Here is a 13,496-nt window from a genome sequence, read left to right on the forward strand (position 1 = left end):
CCAAAGTTGGTATGTCCGCCTCGGTTCCTGGGCTAGGATAAGATGGTACAGACGAGCGTTATCGGTTGTGGCAACATGGGGAGTGCCCTGATTACGGGCCTCCATCGGTCGGGAAATCACACGGTGACCGCGTGTGACCTCGATCCCGACGCACTCGAGGCGGTCGCCGACTACGTCGACCACACGACGACGGACGTCGCCGAGGCGGCCGAAGCAGACGTGGTCGTCGTCGCAGTGAAACCGGACATCGTCGGCGCGGTTCTGGACGATCTCGAGCTCTCGCCCGAGCAGACGCTAGTCTCTATCGCTGCGGGCGTCTCCACTGACTACGTCGCCGCGCGAACCGACGCGAACGTCGCCCGGATCATGCCGAACCTCGCGGCCGAAACCGGAAACATGGCTGCGGCCGTCACCGGCGACGACGTTCCCGACGAGGTCCGGACGCTGCTCGACGACGTCGGCGAGTTCGCCGAGGTCGACGAGAGTCAGATGGACATCGCGACCGCCGTCAACGGCAGCGGCCCCGCCTTCGTCTTCTATCTCATTCAGGCGATGAAAGAGGCTGGCATCGACGGCGGGCTCGAGCCTGACGACGCCGAGACGCTGGCCGCCCAGACGTTCAAGGGCGCTGCCGAGACCGTCCTCCGGTCGAACGAGGACCTTGATGACCTGATCGACGCCGTCTGCTCGCCCAACGGGACGACCATCGAAGGGATGGAGGTCCTCTGGGACAGCACCGCCAACGAAGACGTCGCCGCGGCGGTGAACGCAGCCGAAGAACGCTCTGCGGAACTCGCAGCGGAGTTCAGCGATGAGTAGCGAACTCGAGGAAGCAGCCGTCGACGAGGCACGACAGCTCGCGGCCGACGCCGATCGCGTGATCGTCAAGGCCGGGACGAACTCCTTGACCGACGACGAGTCGAATCTCGACATCGAGAAGCTCGACAAACTCGTCGACGACCTCGAAGACCTCCTCTCGCGTGACAAGGAGGTCATCCTCGTCTCCTCTGGTGCGGTCGGTGCCGGGACGGGCCGTATCGAACCGTCCAGCGGGACCGTCGAGGAATCGCAAGCGCTGTCAACCGTCGGCCAGAGCCTCCTCATGCACCGCTACACCGAGAGCTTCGACCGCTACGACCGGAAGGTCGCACAGCTCCTGTTGACCCAGCACGACCTCGAGAATCCGGAGCGATTTACGAACCTCCGGAACACGATCGAGACGCTGCTGGATTGGGGCGTCGTCCCGATCATCAACGAGAACGACGCGGTCGCGACCGAGGAGATCCGCATCGGCGACAACGACATGCTCTCGTCGGCAGCGGCGATCGGCGTCGACGCTGACCTGCTGGTCACGCTAACTGACGTCGGCGGCGTCTACACCGGGAACCCGAAAGAAGACGACGACGCCGAGCGCATCGAGGCCGTCGGAGCAAACTACGATCAGGTTCAGGACATCATCTCTGAGACCACCTCCGAGGGATTCGGCGGCATCCAGACGAAAGTCGAGGGCGCACGCGACGTCAGCGAACACGGCATCCCGGCGGTCATCGCGAAGTCCACCGAACCCGACGTCCTCGAGCAGATCGCTACTGCCAAACCCGTGGGAACCATATTCGTCCCCATCAACGGTGTGAGCGATGACTGAGACTGATATCGAACGCGACGTCGAGGAGGCACAGACCGCGGCCCTAGAGCTCGCGAAGCTGTCCGATGAGGACCGCAGCGCGGCACTCCACGAGATCGCCGACGCGCTCGAGGCCCGAACCGAGGAGATCCTTGCGGAAAACGAAAAAGACGTCGAGGAAGGCGAGCGACTGCTCGAGGAAGGCGAGTACACGCAGGCGCTGGTCGACCGGCTCAAACTCTCCGAATCGAAGATCGAGGACATCGCCGAGATGGTCCGGAGCGTCGCCGGCCAGGACGACCCGCTTGGCAAGACGCTCTCGGCCCGCGAACTCGACGAGAATCTCGAACTCTACAAGGTCGCCGTGCCGATCGGCGTCGTCGGGACGGTCTTCGAGTCCCGTCCCGACGCGCTCGTCCAGATCGCCGCGCTCGGTCTGAAATCGGGCAACGCCGTGATCCTGAAAGGCGGCAGCGAGGCGCTGCACTCCAACCGGATCCTCTTCGAGATCATCGAAGAGGCTGCCGCCGAAGCGGGTATCCCCGACGGCTGGGCCCAGCACATCGAGGCCCGCGAGGACGTCACTGCCTTGCTCGAGATGGACGACGCGATCGACCTCCTGATGCCCCGGGGCAGCTCCGAGTTCGTCAGCTACATTCAAGACAACACGAGCATCCCCGTGCTCGGCCACACGGAAGGGATCTGCCACGTCTACGTCGACGACGCAGCTGATCTCTCGATGGCCGAGGACATCGCCTACGACGCCAAGGTCCAGTATCCTGCCGTCTGTAACGCCGTCGAGACCCTGCTGGTCCACGAAGACGTCGCCGACGAATTCCTCCCGGCGATCGCCGACCGCTACGAGACCGCCGGCGTCGAGATCCGCGGCGACGAGGCTACCCGCGAGATCATCGACGCGGAGGCGGCGACTGACGACGACTGGGACACCGAGTACGGCGACCTGATCGTCTCGATCAAAGTCGTCGACTCGCTTACGGCCGCGATCGACCACATCACGGTCCACAGCTCGAAACACACCGAGTCGATCGTGACCGACGACACAGACCGCGCGAGCACATTCATGCGCAGCCTCGACTCTGCGAGCGTCTTCCACAACGCCTCGACGCGCTTTGCCGACGGCTACCGCTACGGGCTCGGTGCCGAAGTCGGCATCAGCACGGGCAAAATCCACGCCCGCGGCCCCGTCGGCCTCGAGGGACTGACGACCTACAAGTACCACCTCGAGGGCGACGGCCAGCTCGTCGCCACCTACGCCGGTGAGGACGCGAAACCGTTCACCCACGAAGCGGTCGACAGCGAGTGGACGCCCGGACAGCTCTCTGACGAGTAGAATTCGCCGTTTTCGTCCCGCTTCTTCTCCGTCTTCCGGATTTCGCGCCCACGCGGGCGCGAAATCACACTTCTATACGCGCCCTCGAGCGCCTCAGAGATCGAAGGAGTCGACGAGCAGGTCTTCGTCCGTCTCGCCGTAGACGTACGTCGGCCCGCCGAGCACGTCGATCGTCACCGTTGCGGGCGCGAAGAGATCCGATGGGACTTCCTCGAACTCCCAGTCGAGGTCGTCGAAGACGTCGCCGAACGGGCGGCCGTGGTCCTCGGCAGCGGTCGACGGTACCGAGTCGAAGACATCAGCGTCCTCCCGGACGGTAAGATGGGCACGCCCACCGTAGGCGATCGCGTCGTTCGTTCGCGCGATGGCCGTCCGTTCGTCGCTTGCCACGGGCGCGACTGGGGCGCGACCGGTCGCCGAGACGATGTCGAGCGGATCGTAGCCCAGTTCGGCGAGCCGGAAGGTAGCGAGTTCAGCGGTACGGGCGGCGTTCGTGATGCTCCCGACGAGGCTCGCAGTTCGATACGCGAGCAAGAAGACGCTACTCGTCTCGACCTCGGCGAGGTCGGCAACCTGCTGGGCTGCGGCCTCGGTCGGCTCGAGTTCGGTCTCAACGGCCAGCGCTGTCAGATCGAACGCGTCGGTGTAACCGACGCGGCGGAACTCCTCTTCTTCGGCTACGAGCGCCCGCGCGGGACCACTGCCCAGCCCCTCGAAATCCTCGGTGGTCAGCTCCCAGCCGGCCTTCTGGGAGCACAACAGCGAGAGCGCGGGCTGGTCAGTCGACAGCTCGACGTAGGGGATCGAGGCGTCGCCGAGTTCGTCCAGTTCGTAGCTCGGCGTCGCCATCCCCGCCGTTTGGATCTCGGTCAATAACAGTCCGGCTTCGATCCCGCCGTCGAACTCGAGGCCGAAGTCGAGCACCGTCGCATCGTTTGCGAGGTCGTAGCCGCCGATATTCAGCTCCTCGGCGTAGTCGAGGGCCTCGTCGACCAGCTCGATCGCCATCCGATTGAGACTTTCCATGCGACGGGCTTCAGCCTCCGTGGTAAAACCGTTTGTCAGTTCGTATCCGGTCGGTGGCTAACAGCGCTGTGTATCACGGCTCACTCCCGGCGGTTTCGGGCTGGTCGACCGAGCTGGTCTTCGACGACATCGACCTTCTCCGATGCGTCGATATCCCGCGTCCGCTTGTCATCGATCTTCAGGACGGTACTCACGCGGTCGGCGTCGACCGCGTCGTGGGCCGCCTGTGCGGCCGCGAAGAGTTCGTCCGTCGTCTCGGCTTCGATCACCGTCCCCATCGGGTTCGTCTCGTAGCTGACGTCGTAGTCCTCGAGTGCGTCGACCGCCTTCGCGACCTCGCCGGCCATACTGTCTTCGATCACCGGTGCAACGCTCAGGAGCGCAACTACTGTCATACGACCGAGCAACGATCGATAGCTCCCTAAATCCGTGCAATCCGGCGGTTTTCTCTGAAGGAGGGCTGACCAGGAGCGCGCACCGAGCGGCCGCAGCGCTCACGAGACGGGACTGTCGCGAAAAACGATCAGCGCGGTTGCGTATGGATACCCGGCCCGCAGTCAGGCTCTCGTCGGCGTTCGCGGCGTCTCCGCCGGTGGGTAGATGATCACGTCACCGTTCGCGTAGACGTACACCTCGTGTTCGAGCGCGGTGAACGCGACGTGGCCGCCCGTCCGCTCGGTGCCGTCCGATTTCGTGGCGAAGATGCGCTCGAGTGCGTCCGGGTCGACGCTATCGTACAGGGAGAACTCTCCCTGCGAGACGTCGGTGTCCGCGATCGACGCCAGCGCGTGGACGATCGTCGTGGTGATCGTCGCCGTCCCGTCGGTGTCGTGGTGGAAGACGTAGCGGTCATTGGGCTGGTCGTACTGGAGGTCGGTCATGCCGTCCGCAGGTGAGAAGTCCGTCTGCATTGCTAGATCTGATCGTTCAATCGTGCACTGTTCAGTACCTTCTCATAGTATAAAAGTCACTCGCAGCCAGTAACGGCACTCAAATGTGAAATACACTCGGATACGAATACGTTCTTTGAACTGTGACGATTTCCGTTCCGGGCCCACCCGAAAGCCGACGTAGAGTCGACGGACGCCGGTCCGAATATGACGGCTCTCGCTCGCTTGCCACGGCCACCCCCGACTTTATCGACGGGGAGAGCCAACCGACGGTATGGTATCCAACACAGCAGCCGCCCTCAGCGAAGACCTCGAGGCACTCGAGGACGACCTCCCCGCCACGGTCGACGACGGCGCGATCGAGCGTATGCGGTTCGTCGCACACGCACTCGATGAGGGGATTCGGGTCCCGGGAACGGACGCTCGAGTCGGGCTCGATCCGATCGTTGGGATCCTCCCGGGTGCTGGTGACACCGCAGCCGCGATCGTCTCGCTGTATCTCATCGTCGAAGCCGCGCGTATGGGCGTCTCCAACTCGACGCTGTTTCGTATGCTTGCAAACGTCGGCGTCGACGCCGTCATCGGCTCTATCCCCGTTCTCGGCGTCGTCTTCGACGCCTTCTGGAAGGCAAACACGTGGAACCTCGAGCTAGCACTCGAGGACCTCGCTGCGGAGCACGACTAATCAACGCGGTTCCGGACCAGTCTCGATCGCGTCCTCATCTTGCGTGTTGGAACGTGTTTGTGCAGTCTCGAGTGGGTAGGATACAGAACGATGCGCTGGCTGGGATTTGAACCACGTCCAGACGTGCTCGTTTCACTGCGCGCGTCTGGCCTTATTCAAATCCAGAACAATTTCGTCGCTCACGAATTTGTTCGCGACAAAAGTGCGCTGGCTGGGATTTGAACCCAGGTTGTGACCATGGCAAGGTCACGTGATACCACTACACTACCAGCGCCCTCGACTGGCCTCGGTCAGCCAGGTTATCTCGAGTGCAAGTAGACAATTGTGCCATACCTATTTATAACTGACGAACATCGAAACAGAACGTTCGCCAACAAATCAATCAGGCATATGAGGGTATTCGGTTGCCGGTGGCTCGAAGTTACTGAGCGACACTTAGTTACTGACAGCGAATTTGTCGCGCGCCCGCGAGTTGACCGAAATAATCGTTTGAAGAAGTCCGTTCGGAGACGTACGCTGGCTGGGATTTGAACCACGTCCAGACGTGCTCGTTTCACTGTGCGCGTCTGGCCTCATTCAAATCCAGAGCGATTCTGTCGCTTACGAATTTGTTCGCGACAAAAATGCGCTGGCTGGGATTTGAACCCAGGTTGTGACCATGGCAAGGTCACGTGATACCACTACACTACCAGCGCCCTGCTGCACTCATACCTACTACCGGATAGATGTATAAGGGTTGCGAATCGGCCGCCCTTCGGCATGGTTCGGCATGCCGATTTTTGACCGCGAAGCAGCGACACCCTATCAGGAGTCGGTAATATAATTTTCATTTGACAGCGGCAGTTTGCGACCAGTTGCCGAACGTGAGTGTGTTCCCGTTCGGCACGAATTCGCGGGTGTGAGCGGTTGTCAGCCGGAATCGAATCCGCTATTCTTTTAAGACCCTCTCCGCAATACATCGCTACAGTCTAGTGACGCGGTGCCGAAGCGTCTCGGCATGACCATCAGCGTACTCGTGCCGTCGTCGCTCAGCCGGGAAGCCGAGGACAAACGCGAGGCAACTCGCAAACTCGGATACGTCGCCCGCGCGGCGACGATCTTCCGGGCCGATCGCCTCATCGTCTATCCCGATCGGGACGGCGAAACGGGGCAATTCGACGGCGGGTTCGTTGCGACCGTCTTACGGTACGCCGCAACGCCCCCATACCTCCGCAACGAGGTCTGGGGGATGCGGGACGAACTGGAGTACGTGGGGGTCTTGCCGCCGCTCCGCGCGGTGTCACAGACCGGCTCCGAATCGAACGGTTCGGGGTCGTCAAGACAAGGGATCGTGACCGAGGTCGGACCTGAAGGGCGCGTCCGGGTCAATTGCGGACTGCAACACCCGATCTCCCTCAACACACCTCCTGACATGGAGGTCGACGAGGGAGAGCGCGTGACCGTCAGGATCTCTTCGCGACGACCGGTCCGGGCGAAGCTCGTCGACGAGCCCCTTCCGGGGCTCTCAGTCGAGCAGACGGACCTTTCGGCAGCACTCGGCCGTGAGGACGCCGGCGTCTGTATCGCAGCCTCCCGATTCGGTGAAGAACTCACCGTGGGACGGCTCGAGACGCTGGCCGGACGCGTCGAGGACGACGGGATGACCGTCGCCTTTGGCGCGCCCGAGCGAGGGTTGCCGGATATCCTCGGAATCGAGGCATCCGCCGTCGGGGCTGTCCAGGAGACAGCCACGGACGGGGATGACGGAGTCGAACCCACTGCCGATCCGGGGTTCGACCTCTGGCTAAACACGGTTCCGAACCAGGGAAGCGAGGTGGTGCGAACGGAGGAAGCTCTGTTCGCTACCCTCGCTCCCCTCTCACTCAGAGAGTGATTGCATGCCACAAGCAAATAGACCACGCAAAGGCTCACTCGGGTTCGGCCCACGAAAGCGTGCGACCAGCGAGGTCCCACGGTTCAATTCGTGGCCGGACGACGACGGACAGCCGACGCTGCAGGGGTTCGCGGGCTACAAGGCCGGCATGACCCACGTCGTCATGGTCGACGATAAATCGAATTCGCCGACCGAAGGGATGGAACAGACCGTCCCTGTGACGATCGTGGAGACGCCGCCGATGCGCGCCGTGTCCCTGCGAGCGTACGAAGACACGCCGTACGGTATGAAGCCACTGACTGAGGTCTGGACCGACGAGTTCGTTCCCGAACTCGATCGCGTCCTGGACCTTCCCGGTGACGACTACGACGCCGACGCTGCCACGGACGAACTCCGTGGCCTCCACGAGGAGGGCCGCGTCGACGACGTGCGCGTCATCACCCACACGGTACCGTCGGAGGTTCCCTCGGTACCCAAGAAGAAACCGGACGTGATGGAAACGCGCGTCGGCGGCGGCTCCGTCGACGAACGCGTCGACTTCGCCCTCGAGCTGCTCGAGGACGGCGGCGAACACGTGATGAACGACGTGTTCCGCGCCGGCGAGTACGTCGACGCAAGCGGCGTCACGAAAGGGAAAGGGACCCAGGGTCCCGTCAAGCGATGGGGCGTCCAGAAACGCAAGGGCAAACACGCCCGGCAGGGCTGGCGTCGCCGCATCGGCAACCTCGGCCCCTGGAACCCATCCCGCGTCCGCTCGACGGTCCCCCAGCAGGGCCAGACCGGCTACCACCAGCGGACGGAACTGAACAAGCGCCTCGTCGACATCGGCGACGGTGCCGACGCGACGGTCGATGGCGGCTTCGTCAACTACGGCGAAGTCGACGGACCGCACGCGCTGATCAAGGGCTCGCTGCCCGGGCCACAGAAGCGCCTCGTGCGTTTCCGCCCGGCGATCCGACCCGGAGACCAGCCGCGCCTCGATCCCGAGGTGCGCTACGTCTCCACCGCATCCAACCAGGGATAACACATGGACGCAACAGTACGAGACCTGGACGGCTCCGAGGCGGGCACGGTCGAGCTCCCGGCGGTCTTCGAGACCACGTACCGCCCGGACTTGATCGGCCGCGCCGTGCGTGCCGCACAGGCCAACCGAAAACAGGACTACGGCGCCGACGAGTTCGCCGGCCTTCGAACGCCGGCCGAATCGTTCGGCAGCGGCCGAGGTATGGCCCACGTCCCACGACAGGAGGGTCGCGGTCGACGCGTTCCCCAGACCGTCAAGGGGCGCAAGGCCCACCCGCCGAAAGCCGAGAAGGACTGGACTGAATCGATCAACACGAAAGAGAAGAAACTGGCCGTCCGCAGCGCCATCGCTGCGACGACCGACGCCGAACTCGTCGCCGAACGTGGCCACGAGTTCGACGACGACGCCGAGATTCCGGTCGTCGTCTCCGACGAGTTCGAGGACCTCCACAAGACGAAGGAGGTCGTCGAATTCCTCGAGGCCGCCGGCCTCGCGGACGACATCGAACGCGCCGACGAGGGTCGCAGCGTCCGCTCCGGTCAGGGGAAAGCCCGTGGCCGCAAGTACAAGACGCCGACGTCGATCCTCTTTGTCACCTCGAGCGAGACCGGTCCGTCGCGTGCCGCCCGCAACCTTGCGGGTGCCGACGTGACGACGGCTGCCGAGGTCAACGCGGAGGATCTCGCGCCCGGCGCACAGCCCGGACGGCTGACCGTCTGGACCGAGAGCGCACTCGAGGAGGTGGCTGACCGATGAGTTCGATCATCGAACACCCGCTCGTGACCGAGAAGGCGATGGACGACATGGACTTCGAGAACAAGCTCCAGTTCGTCGTCAACCCGGACGCGACCAAGCCCGAGATTCGGGACGAGGTCGAAGAGCGCTTCGAGATCTCGGTCGAGAACGTGAACACGCAGGTTACGATGAACGGCAAGAAGAAAGCGGTCGTCCGCCTCTCCGAGGACGACGACGCACAGGAAGTCGCTTCGCGAATCGGGGTGTTCTGAGCATGGGACGACGCATTCAAGGACAACGACGCGGTCGCGGGACCTCCACGTTCCGTGCCCCGTCGCACCGGTACAAGGCGAAGCTCGACCACAAGAAAGAGGAAGACGACGACATCGTGCGCGGGACGGTCGTGGACATCGAACACGACCCGGCCCGATCCGCACCGGTTGCCGCCGTCGAATTCGACGACGGCGATCAGCGACTGATCCTCGCACCCGAGGGTATCACCGTCGGCGAGGAGCTGCAGGTCGGCGTTTCCGCAGAGATCAAGCCCGGCAACACGCTCCCGCTCGCGGAGATTCCCGAAGGGGTGCCGGTCTGTAACGTCGAAGCGAACCCCGGTGACGGCGGTCGATTCGCCCGCGCTTCGGGGACCAACGCGGACCTCATCACTCACGACCGCAACGCTGCGGTCGTCCAGCTTCCAAGCGGCGAGGTCAAGCGCCTCGATCCGCAGTGTCGTGCCACCATCGGCGTCGTCGCCGGTGGCGGTCGCACGGAGAAGCCGATGGTCAAGGCAGGGAACAAGTACCACAAGATGAAGGCCCGGGGCACCAAGTGGCCTCGCGTCCGTGGTGTTGCGATGAACGCCGTCGACCACCCGTTCGGTGGCGGTGGCCGCCAGCACCCCGGCAAACCCAAGTCCGTCTCGCGGGACGCCCCGCCGGGACGGAAGGTCGGTGACATCTCGTCCCGACGCACCGGTCGAGGTGGCAACAAATGAGTCAGGAGTACCGAACCGGCCGTGAAGGTGAGTTCACCTACCGCGGCTACACGGTCGAGGAGCTGCAGGACATGGAGCTCGACGAGGTCGTGGAACTGCTGCCCGCACGACAGCGGCGAAGTATTCAGCGTGGCCTCTCCGTCGAGAAGCAGAAGCTGCTCGAGGAGGCCCGCAACGCGGACGAAGAAGAGACGGCGAACGCGCCGATCCGAACGCACCTGCGGGATATGCCGATCCTGCCGGAGTTCGTTGACCTGACCTTCGAGGTCTACAACGGCCAGTCGTTCGAGCGCGTACGCGTCGAACCAGAAATGATCGGCCACTACCTCGGCGAGTTCCGGCTCACCCGGACCTCCGTCGAGCACGGTCAGGCCGGTATCGGCGCGACCCGATCGTCGAAGTTCGTCCCACTGAAGTGATCCACGCATGGGAATCAACTACTCAGTCGACGCCGATCCCGACACCACGGCGAAAGCCATGCTTCGGGAGCGGCAGATGAGCCACAAGCACAGCAAGGAGGTCGCCCGCGAGATCAAAGGCCGCACTGTCGCGGATGCGCAGGCGTACCTCCAGGACGTCATCGACGAAGTCCAGTCGGTTCCGTTCAAGTCCCACAACGCCGGTGCGGGGCACCGCTCCGACGTCGACGGCTGGGACGCCGGCAAGTACCCGGAGAAGGTCTCCGGGGAGTTCCTCGACCTGCTCGAGAACGTCGAAGCCAACGCCGACAGTCAGGGTTTCGACGGCGCGTCCATGGAGATCGTCCACGTCGCCGCCCACAAGGTCGGCGAGTCCGTGGGCCGCAAGCCCCGCGCGATGGGGCGGGCGTCCTCCTGGAACACGCCGCAGGTCGACGTCGAGATCGTCGTCGAAGAAGTCGACGAGGACGAAGAAGGTGATAGCTAATGGCTGACGAACACCAATTCATCGAGAACGGCCTCCAGCGGTCCCAGATCGACGAGTTCTTCCAGGAAGAACTCGGCCGCGCAGGCTACGGTGGTATGGACGTCGCCAAGACGCCGATGGGAACCCAGATCGTCCTCAAGGCCGAAAAGCCCGGGATGGTCATCGGCAAAGGCGGCGAGAACATCCGGAAGGTCACGACGGCCCTCGAAGAGCGGTTCAACCTCGAGGACCCCCAGATCGACGTCCAGGAGGTCGAAGAACCCGACCTCAACGCACGGATCGTCGCCGACCGACTGGCCAACGCACTCGAGCGTGGCTGGTACTTCCGGAAGGCCGGCCACACGACGATCGACCGGATCATGGAAGCCGGCGCACTCGGCGCGGAGATCGTCCTCTCCGGGAAGGTCACCGGTGCGCGATCGCGCGTCGAGAAGTTCAACCGCGGTTACATCAAGCACAACGGTGAACCCGCCGAAGAGGTCGTCGACCACGGTCAGGGCGTCGCGGTGATGAAACTCGGCACCATCGGTGTCGACGTCAAGATCATCCCGCCGGGAGCCGAGCTCCCCGACGACTTCGAAGTCAACGAGGATATGGATCCCGAAGAACTCGTCCCCGATGCCGTCGAGGCCAACGAGGCCGAAGGCGTCGAGGAGCTCCTCGAGGGCGAACCCGAGGAAGCCGAGGCCGCCGAAGCCGCTGCCGAAGCTGCGGCTGAGGAGCCCGCCGAGACCGTCGACGAAGACGTCGTCGAAGAGGTCATCGAAGAGGAAGTCGAGGCCGACGAGGAGTTCGAAGAGGTCGACGTCCCCGGCGGCGACGAAGACGTCGAAGAAGAACTCGACGAACTCGAGGAAGACGTCGAAGCGGAAGCCGAAGAACTCGTCGAGGAGATGGAAGCGGAAGACGACGACGAGGGAGGTGACGCCTGATGGCGATCCTTCACGTCGAAGAAATCCGCGACATGACGCCTGCCGAACGGCAGGAGGAACTCGAGGAACTCGAGACGGAACTGCTGAACCAGAAATCCGTCCTCGCAGCCGGTGGTGCTCCGGAGAATCCGGGCCGCATCGGCGAACTGAGTCGCACCATCGCGCGGATCAAGACGATCCAGCGTGAGGAAGGCGATCTCGAAGACGAAGAATAAGACAACAATGGCACTGACACCCGAGACCCTGCCGCGACACGAACTCAACGGGCTGCCCGTCCGCGTCGTCGAGAGCGACGACGCCTCGCGGGTCGGTCTGGAGGGACGGGTCGTCATCGAGACGACCAACACCCTCTCGGTAGAAGTTCGTGAAGACGGCGAGTCACGGGTGGTGATGGTGCCGAAGTCGGGCTCGACGTTCGAGTTCGCGATCACAGATGACGCCGCCGACTTCGCGAAGGAGTCGGGGACTGCGTCCAAACTGGCCGACACTCAACCTGCTGGGGTGGAGCAATCTCCCCCGGTGGACGGCGCTGGCGAGGACGTAGCCTACGTTACGGTCGATGGATCGCGGCTGCTCTCACGACCCGCCCGACGCACGGAAACGAATGGTGATTCACCATGGCAATAGGACTAGACGTTGAAACCCCTCCGGAACCAGAAAACCCGGAGGAATACGACTACGAGAAGTGTCCGTTCTACGGCGACCTCGCCGTTCGAGGCCAGGTCCTCGAAGGCACCGTCGTCTCGACGGACATGGACAAGACCGTAGTCGTCGAGCGAGAGTACGACGTGGCGGTTCCGAAATACGACCGCCAGATGAAACGTCGCTCGCGCATCCCGGCTCACGTGCCGGGCGTGCTCGAGCCGCTCTCGGTCGGTGACACGGTCAAGATCGCAGAGACCCGACCACTGTCGAAGACGAAATCGCACGTGGTCGTCGAAGTAACCCAAGAAGCGACTGCGGCAGACGTCGCCGAGCTGACCGGTCAGGCCGAGCCTGAGCCGGAGCTCTCGGCGGACGATCTCGCTGCAGCCGAAGACGAGGGTGATCAGTGATGGAGGCAATGAAAGCCGACGTCACTCAGGGCCTGAAGAAGGGCTCGCTGGTCACGTGTGCCGACAACACCGGCGCGCGTGAGCTGAAGGTCATCAGCGTCTCGGGCTACCACGGCACCAAGAGCCGCCAGCCGAAGGCGGGTATCGGTGACAAAGTGACCGTCTCGGTCACGAAAGGGACCCCCGAGATGCGCCGCCAGGTCCTCGAGGCCGTCATCGTCCGCCAGCGGAAATCGATCCGCCGGCCCGATGGCACCCGACTCAAGTTCGAGGACAACGCGGCGGTCATCATCGACGAGAACGAAGAGCCTCGCGGGACGGAGATCAAAGGACCGATCGCCCGCGAAGTCGCAGAACGCTTCGGCGCAATCGCCAGCACGGCGACGATGATCGTATAG

19 protein-coding genes and 2 tRNA genes are annotated in these 13,496 nt (G+C 63.5%); 16 read left to right on the forward strand and 5 right to left on the reverse strand.

The window, feature by feature from the left end; genetic code table 11:
• Window positions 1–42: 42 nt before the first annotated feature.
• The 3 genes from proC to C476_RS07415 are packed head-to-tail and all read left to right on the forward strand — an operon-like array spanning window position 43 to window position 2,975.
• Window positions 43–819 carry a pyrroline-5-carboxylate reductase gene (proC, locus tag C476_RS07405; RefSeq protein WP_083857036.1) on the forward strand — a complete coding sequence of 259 codons (777 nt, stop codon included), beginning with the start codon at window positions 43–45 and terminating at the stop codon, window positions 817–819.
• Window positions 812–1,645, forward strand: coding sequence for a glutamate 5-kinase (gene proB, locus C476_RS07410; RefSeq protein WP_008011472.1), 834 nt, complete (start codon window positions 812–814; stop codon window positions 1,643–1,645). Before proC ends, proB begins: the two co-directional genes overlap by 8 nt.
• Complete coding sequence (locus tag C476_RS07415; protein ID WP_008011477.1) at window positions 1,638–2,975, forward strand: glutamate-5-semialdehyde dehydrogenase; 1,338 nt, start codon at window positions 1,638–1,640, stop codon at window positions 2,973–2,975. The genes proB and C476_RS07415 overlap by 8 nt, the downstream gene beginning before the upstream one ends.
• A 93-nt stretch (window positions 2,976–3,068) precedes the next feature.
• Here C476_RS07415 and mch read toward each other — a convergent pair whose 3' ends face one another.
• From mch to C476_RS07430, 3 genes are all read right to left on the reverse strand, one after another.
• Window positions 3,069–4,001 carry a methenyltetrahydromethanopterin cyclohydrolase gene (mch, locus tag C476_RS07420; RefSeq protein WP_008011480.1) on the reverse strand — a complete coding sequence of 311 codons (933 nt, stop codon included), beginning with the start codon at window positions 3,999–4,001 and terminating at the stop codon, window positions 3,069–3,071.
• A gap of 80 nt (window positions 4,002–4,081) precedes the next feature.
• Window positions 4,082–4,396, reverse strand: coding sequence for an MTH1187 family thiamine-binding protein (locus C476_RS07425; RefSeq protein WP_008011483.1), 315 nt, complete (start codon window positions 4,394–4,396; stop codon window positions 4,082–4,084).
• A gap of 162 nt (window positions 4,397–4,558) precedes the next feature.
• Window positions 4,559–4,912, reverse strand: a complete 354-nt coding sequence (locus tag C476_RS07430) for a HalOD1 output domain-containing protein (protein ID WP_008011485.1) — start codon at window positions 4,910–4,912, stop codon at window positions 4,559–4,561.
• A 253-nt stretch (window positions 4,913–5,165) separates the two neighbouring features.
• Between C476_RS07430 and C476_RS07435 the strand changes: the two genes are divergently transcribed.
• Window positions 5,166–5,576 (forward strand): DUF4112 domain-containing protein, encoded by a 411-nt coding sequence (locus C476_RS07435; RefSeq protein WP_008011487.1) that lies wholly within the window; start codon window positions 5,166–5,168, stop codon window positions 5,574–5,576.
• Between the two features lie 203 nt (window positions 5,577–5,779).
• On the opposite strand, the gene C476_RS07440 is transcribed toward C476_RS07435, so the two are convergent.
• Window positions 5,780–5,850: transfer RNA gene (locus C476_RS07440), tRNA-Gly, on the reverse strand.
• Window positions 5,851–6,200: 350 nt separating this feature from the next.
• Window positions 6,201–6,271, reverse strand: a tRNA-Gly gene (locus tag C476_RS07445).
• Between the two features lie 302 nt (window positions 6,272–6,573).
• Here C476_RS07445 and C476_RS07450 point away from each other — a divergent pair.
• The 12 genes from C476_RS07450 to C476_RS07505 are packed head-to-tail and all read left to right on the forward strand — an operon-like array spanning window position 6,574 to window position 13,496.
• Window positions 6,574–7,449, forward strand: a complete 876-nt coding sequence (locus tag C476_RS07450) for a putative RNA uridine N3 methyltransferase (protein WP_008011489.1) — start codon at window positions 6,574–6,576, stop codon at window positions 7,447–7,449.
• Between the two features lie 4 nt (window positions 7,450–7,453).
• Window positions 7,454–8,473: a 50S ribosomal protein L3 gene (locus C476_RS07455; protein WP_008011491.1), complete on the forward strand. Its 1,020-nt coding sequence runs from the start codon at window positions 7,454–7,456 to the stop codon at window positions 8,471–8,473.
• A 3-nt stretch (window positions 8,474–8,476) separates the two neighbouring features.
• Entirely contained in the window at window positions 8,477–9,229 is a 753-nt protein-coding gene (gene rpl4p, locus C476_RS07460) for a 50S ribosomal protein L4 (RefSeq protein ID WP_008011492.1), read from the forward strand.
• A complete protein-coding gene (locus C476_RS07465) occupies window positions 9,226–9,480 on the forward strand; it encodes a 50S ribosomal protein L23 (protein ID WP_008011495.1) in 255 nt (84 codons plus the stop codon). The genes rpl4p and C476_RS07465 overlap by 4 nt, the downstream gene beginning before the upstream one ends.
• Before the next feature lie 2 nt (window positions 9,481–9,482).
• The gene (locus C476_RS07470) at window positions 9,483–10,205 is read left to right on the forward strand and encodes a 50S ribosomal protein L2 (RefSeq protein WP_008011499.1); all 723 of its coding nucleotides are present in this window, start codon (window positions 9,483–9,485) and stop codon (window positions 10,203–10,205) included.
• Window positions 10,202–10,624: a 30S ribosomal protein S19 gene (locus C476_RS07475; protein ID WP_008011501.1), complete on the forward strand. Its 423-nt coding sequence runs from the start codon at window positions 10,202–10,204 to the stop codon at window positions 10,622–10,624. Before C476_RS07470 ends, C476_RS07475 begins: the two co-directional genes overlap by 4 nt.
• 7 nt (window positions 10,625–10,631) lie before the next feature.
• Complete coding sequence (locus tag C476_RS07480) at window positions 10,632–11,111, forward strand: 50S ribosomal protein L22 (protein ID WP_008011503.1); 480 nt, start codon at window positions 10,632–10,634, stop codon at window positions 11,109–11,111.
• Window positions 11,111–12,043 carry a 30S ribosomal protein S3 gene (locus C476_RS07485; protein ID WP_008011505.1) on the forward strand — a complete coding sequence of 311 codons (933 nt, stop codon included), beginning with the start codon at window positions 11,111–11,113 and terminating at the stop codon, window positions 12,041–12,043. The genes C476_RS07480 and C476_RS07485 overlap by 1 nt, the downstream gene beginning before the upstream one ends.
• The gene (gene rpmC / locus C476_RS07490; RefSeq protein ID WP_008011507.1) at window positions 12,043–12,258 is read left to right on the forward strand and encodes a 50S ribosomal protein L29; all 216 of its coding nucleotides are present in this window, start codon (window positions 12,043–12,045) and stop codon (window positions 12,256–12,258) included. Before C476_RS07485 ends, rpmC begins: the two co-directional genes overlap by 1 nt.
• Window positions 12,259–12,265: 7 nt before the next feature.
• Entirely contained in the window at window positions 12,266–12,670 is a 405-nt protein-coding gene (locus C476_RS07495; protein WP_008011509.1) for a ribonuclease P protein component 1, read from the forward strand.
• The gene (locus C476_RS07500; protein ID WP_008011511.1) at window positions 12,661–13,098 is read left to right on the forward strand and encodes a 30S ribosomal protein S17; all 438 of its coding nucleotides are present in this window, start codon (window positions 12,661–12,663) and stop codon (window positions 13,096–13,098) included. The genes C476_RS07495 and C476_RS07500 overlap by 10 nt, the downstream gene beginning before the upstream one ends.
• Complete coding sequence (locus C476_RS07505) at window positions 13,098–13,496, forward strand: 50S ribosomal protein L14 (RefSeq protein WP_008011513.1); 399 nt, start codon at window positions 13,098–13,100, stop codon at window positions 13,494–13,496. Before C476_RS07500 ends, C476_RS07505 begins: the two co-directional genes overlap by 1 nt.

The organism is Natrinema limicola JCM 13563, assembly GCF_000337475.1.
GTDB classification, from domain to species: Archaea; Halobacteriota; Halobacteria; order Halobacteriales; family Natrialbaceae; genus Natrinema; species Natrinema limicola.

What these genes read in the sequence shown, in the direction of transcription:
- C476_RS07415 (WP_008011477.1), top strand. Translation starts at nt 1,638, where the DNA reads ATGACTGAGACTGATATCGAACGCGACGTCGAGGAGGCACAGACCGCG.
- mch (WP_008011480.1), bottom strand. Translation starts at nt 4,001, where the DNA reads ATGGAAAGTCTCAATCGGATGGCGATCGAGCTGGTCGACGAGGCCCTC.
- C476_RS07500 (WP_008011511.1), top strand. Translation starts at nt 12,661, where the DNA reads ATGGCAATAGGACTAGACGTTGAAACCCCTCCGGAACCAGAAAACCCG.
- proB (WP_008011472.1), top strand. Translation starts at nt 812, where the DNA reads ATGAGTAGCGAACTCGAGGAAGCAGCCGTCGACGAGGCACGACAGCTC.
- C476_RS07430 (WP_008011485.1), bottom strand. Translation starts at nt 4,912, where the DNA reads ATGCAGACGGACTTCTCACCTGCGGACGGCATGACCGACCTCCAGTAC.
- C476_RS07475 (WP_008011501.1), top strand. Translation starts at nt 10,202, where the DNA reads ATGAGTCAGGAGTACCGAACCGGCCGTGAAGGTGAGTTCACCTACCGC.
- proC (WP_083857036.1), top strand. Translation starts at nt 43, where the DNA reads ATGGTACAGACGAGCGTTATCGGTTGTGGCAACATGGGGAGTGCCCTG.
- C476_RS07425 (WP_008011483.1), bottom strand. Translation starts at nt 4,396, where the DNA reads ATGACAGTAGTTGCGCTCCTGAGCGTTGCACCGGTGATCGAAGACAGT.
- C476_RS07470 (WP_008011499.1), top strand. Translation starts at nt 9,483, where the DNA reads ATGGGACGACGCATTCAAGGACAACGACGCGGTCGCGGGACCTCCACG.
- C476_RS07480 (WP_008011503.1), top strand. Translation starts at nt 10,632, where the DNA reads ATGGGAATCAACTACTCAGTCGACGCCGATCCCGACACCACGGCGAAA.
- C476_RS07435 (WP_008011487.1), top strand. Translation starts at nt 5,166, where the DNA reads ATGGTATCCAACACAGCAGCCGCCCTCAGCGAAGACCTCGAGGCACTC.
- C476_RS07455 (WP_008011491.1), top strand. Translation starts at nt 7,454, where the DNA reads ATGCCACAAGCAAATAGACCACGCAAAGGCTCACTCGGGTTCGGCCCA.
- C476_RS07505 (WP_008011513.1), top strand. Translation starts at nt 13,098, where the DNA reads ATGGAGGCAATGAAAGCCGACGTCACTCAGGGCCTGAAGAAGGGCTCG.
- C476_RS07465 (WP_008011495.1), top strand. Translation starts at nt 9,226, where the DNA reads ATGAGTTCGATCATCGAACACCCGCTCGTGACCGAGAAGGCGATGGAC.
- C476_RS07485 (WP_008011505.1), top strand. Translation starts at nt 11,111, where the DNA reads ATGGCTGACGAACACCAATTCATCGAGAACGGCCTCCAGCGGTCCCAG.
- C476_RS07495 (WP_008011509.1), top strand. Translation starts at nt 12,266, where the DNA reads ATGGCACTGACACCCGAGACCCTGCCGCGACACGAACTCAACGGGCTG.
- C476_RS07450 (WP_008011489.1), top strand. Translation starts at nt 6,574, where the DNA reads ATGACCATCAGCGTACTCGTGCCGTCGTCGCTCAGCCGGGAAGCCGAG.
- rpmC (WP_008011507.1), top strand. Translation starts at nt 12,043, where the DNA reads ATGGCGATCCTTCACGTCGAAGAAATCCGCGACATGACGCCTGCCGAA.
- rpl4p (WP_008011492.1), top strand. Translation starts at nt 8,477, where the DNA reads ATGGACGCAACAGTACGAGACCTGGACGGCTCCGAGGCGGGCACGGTC.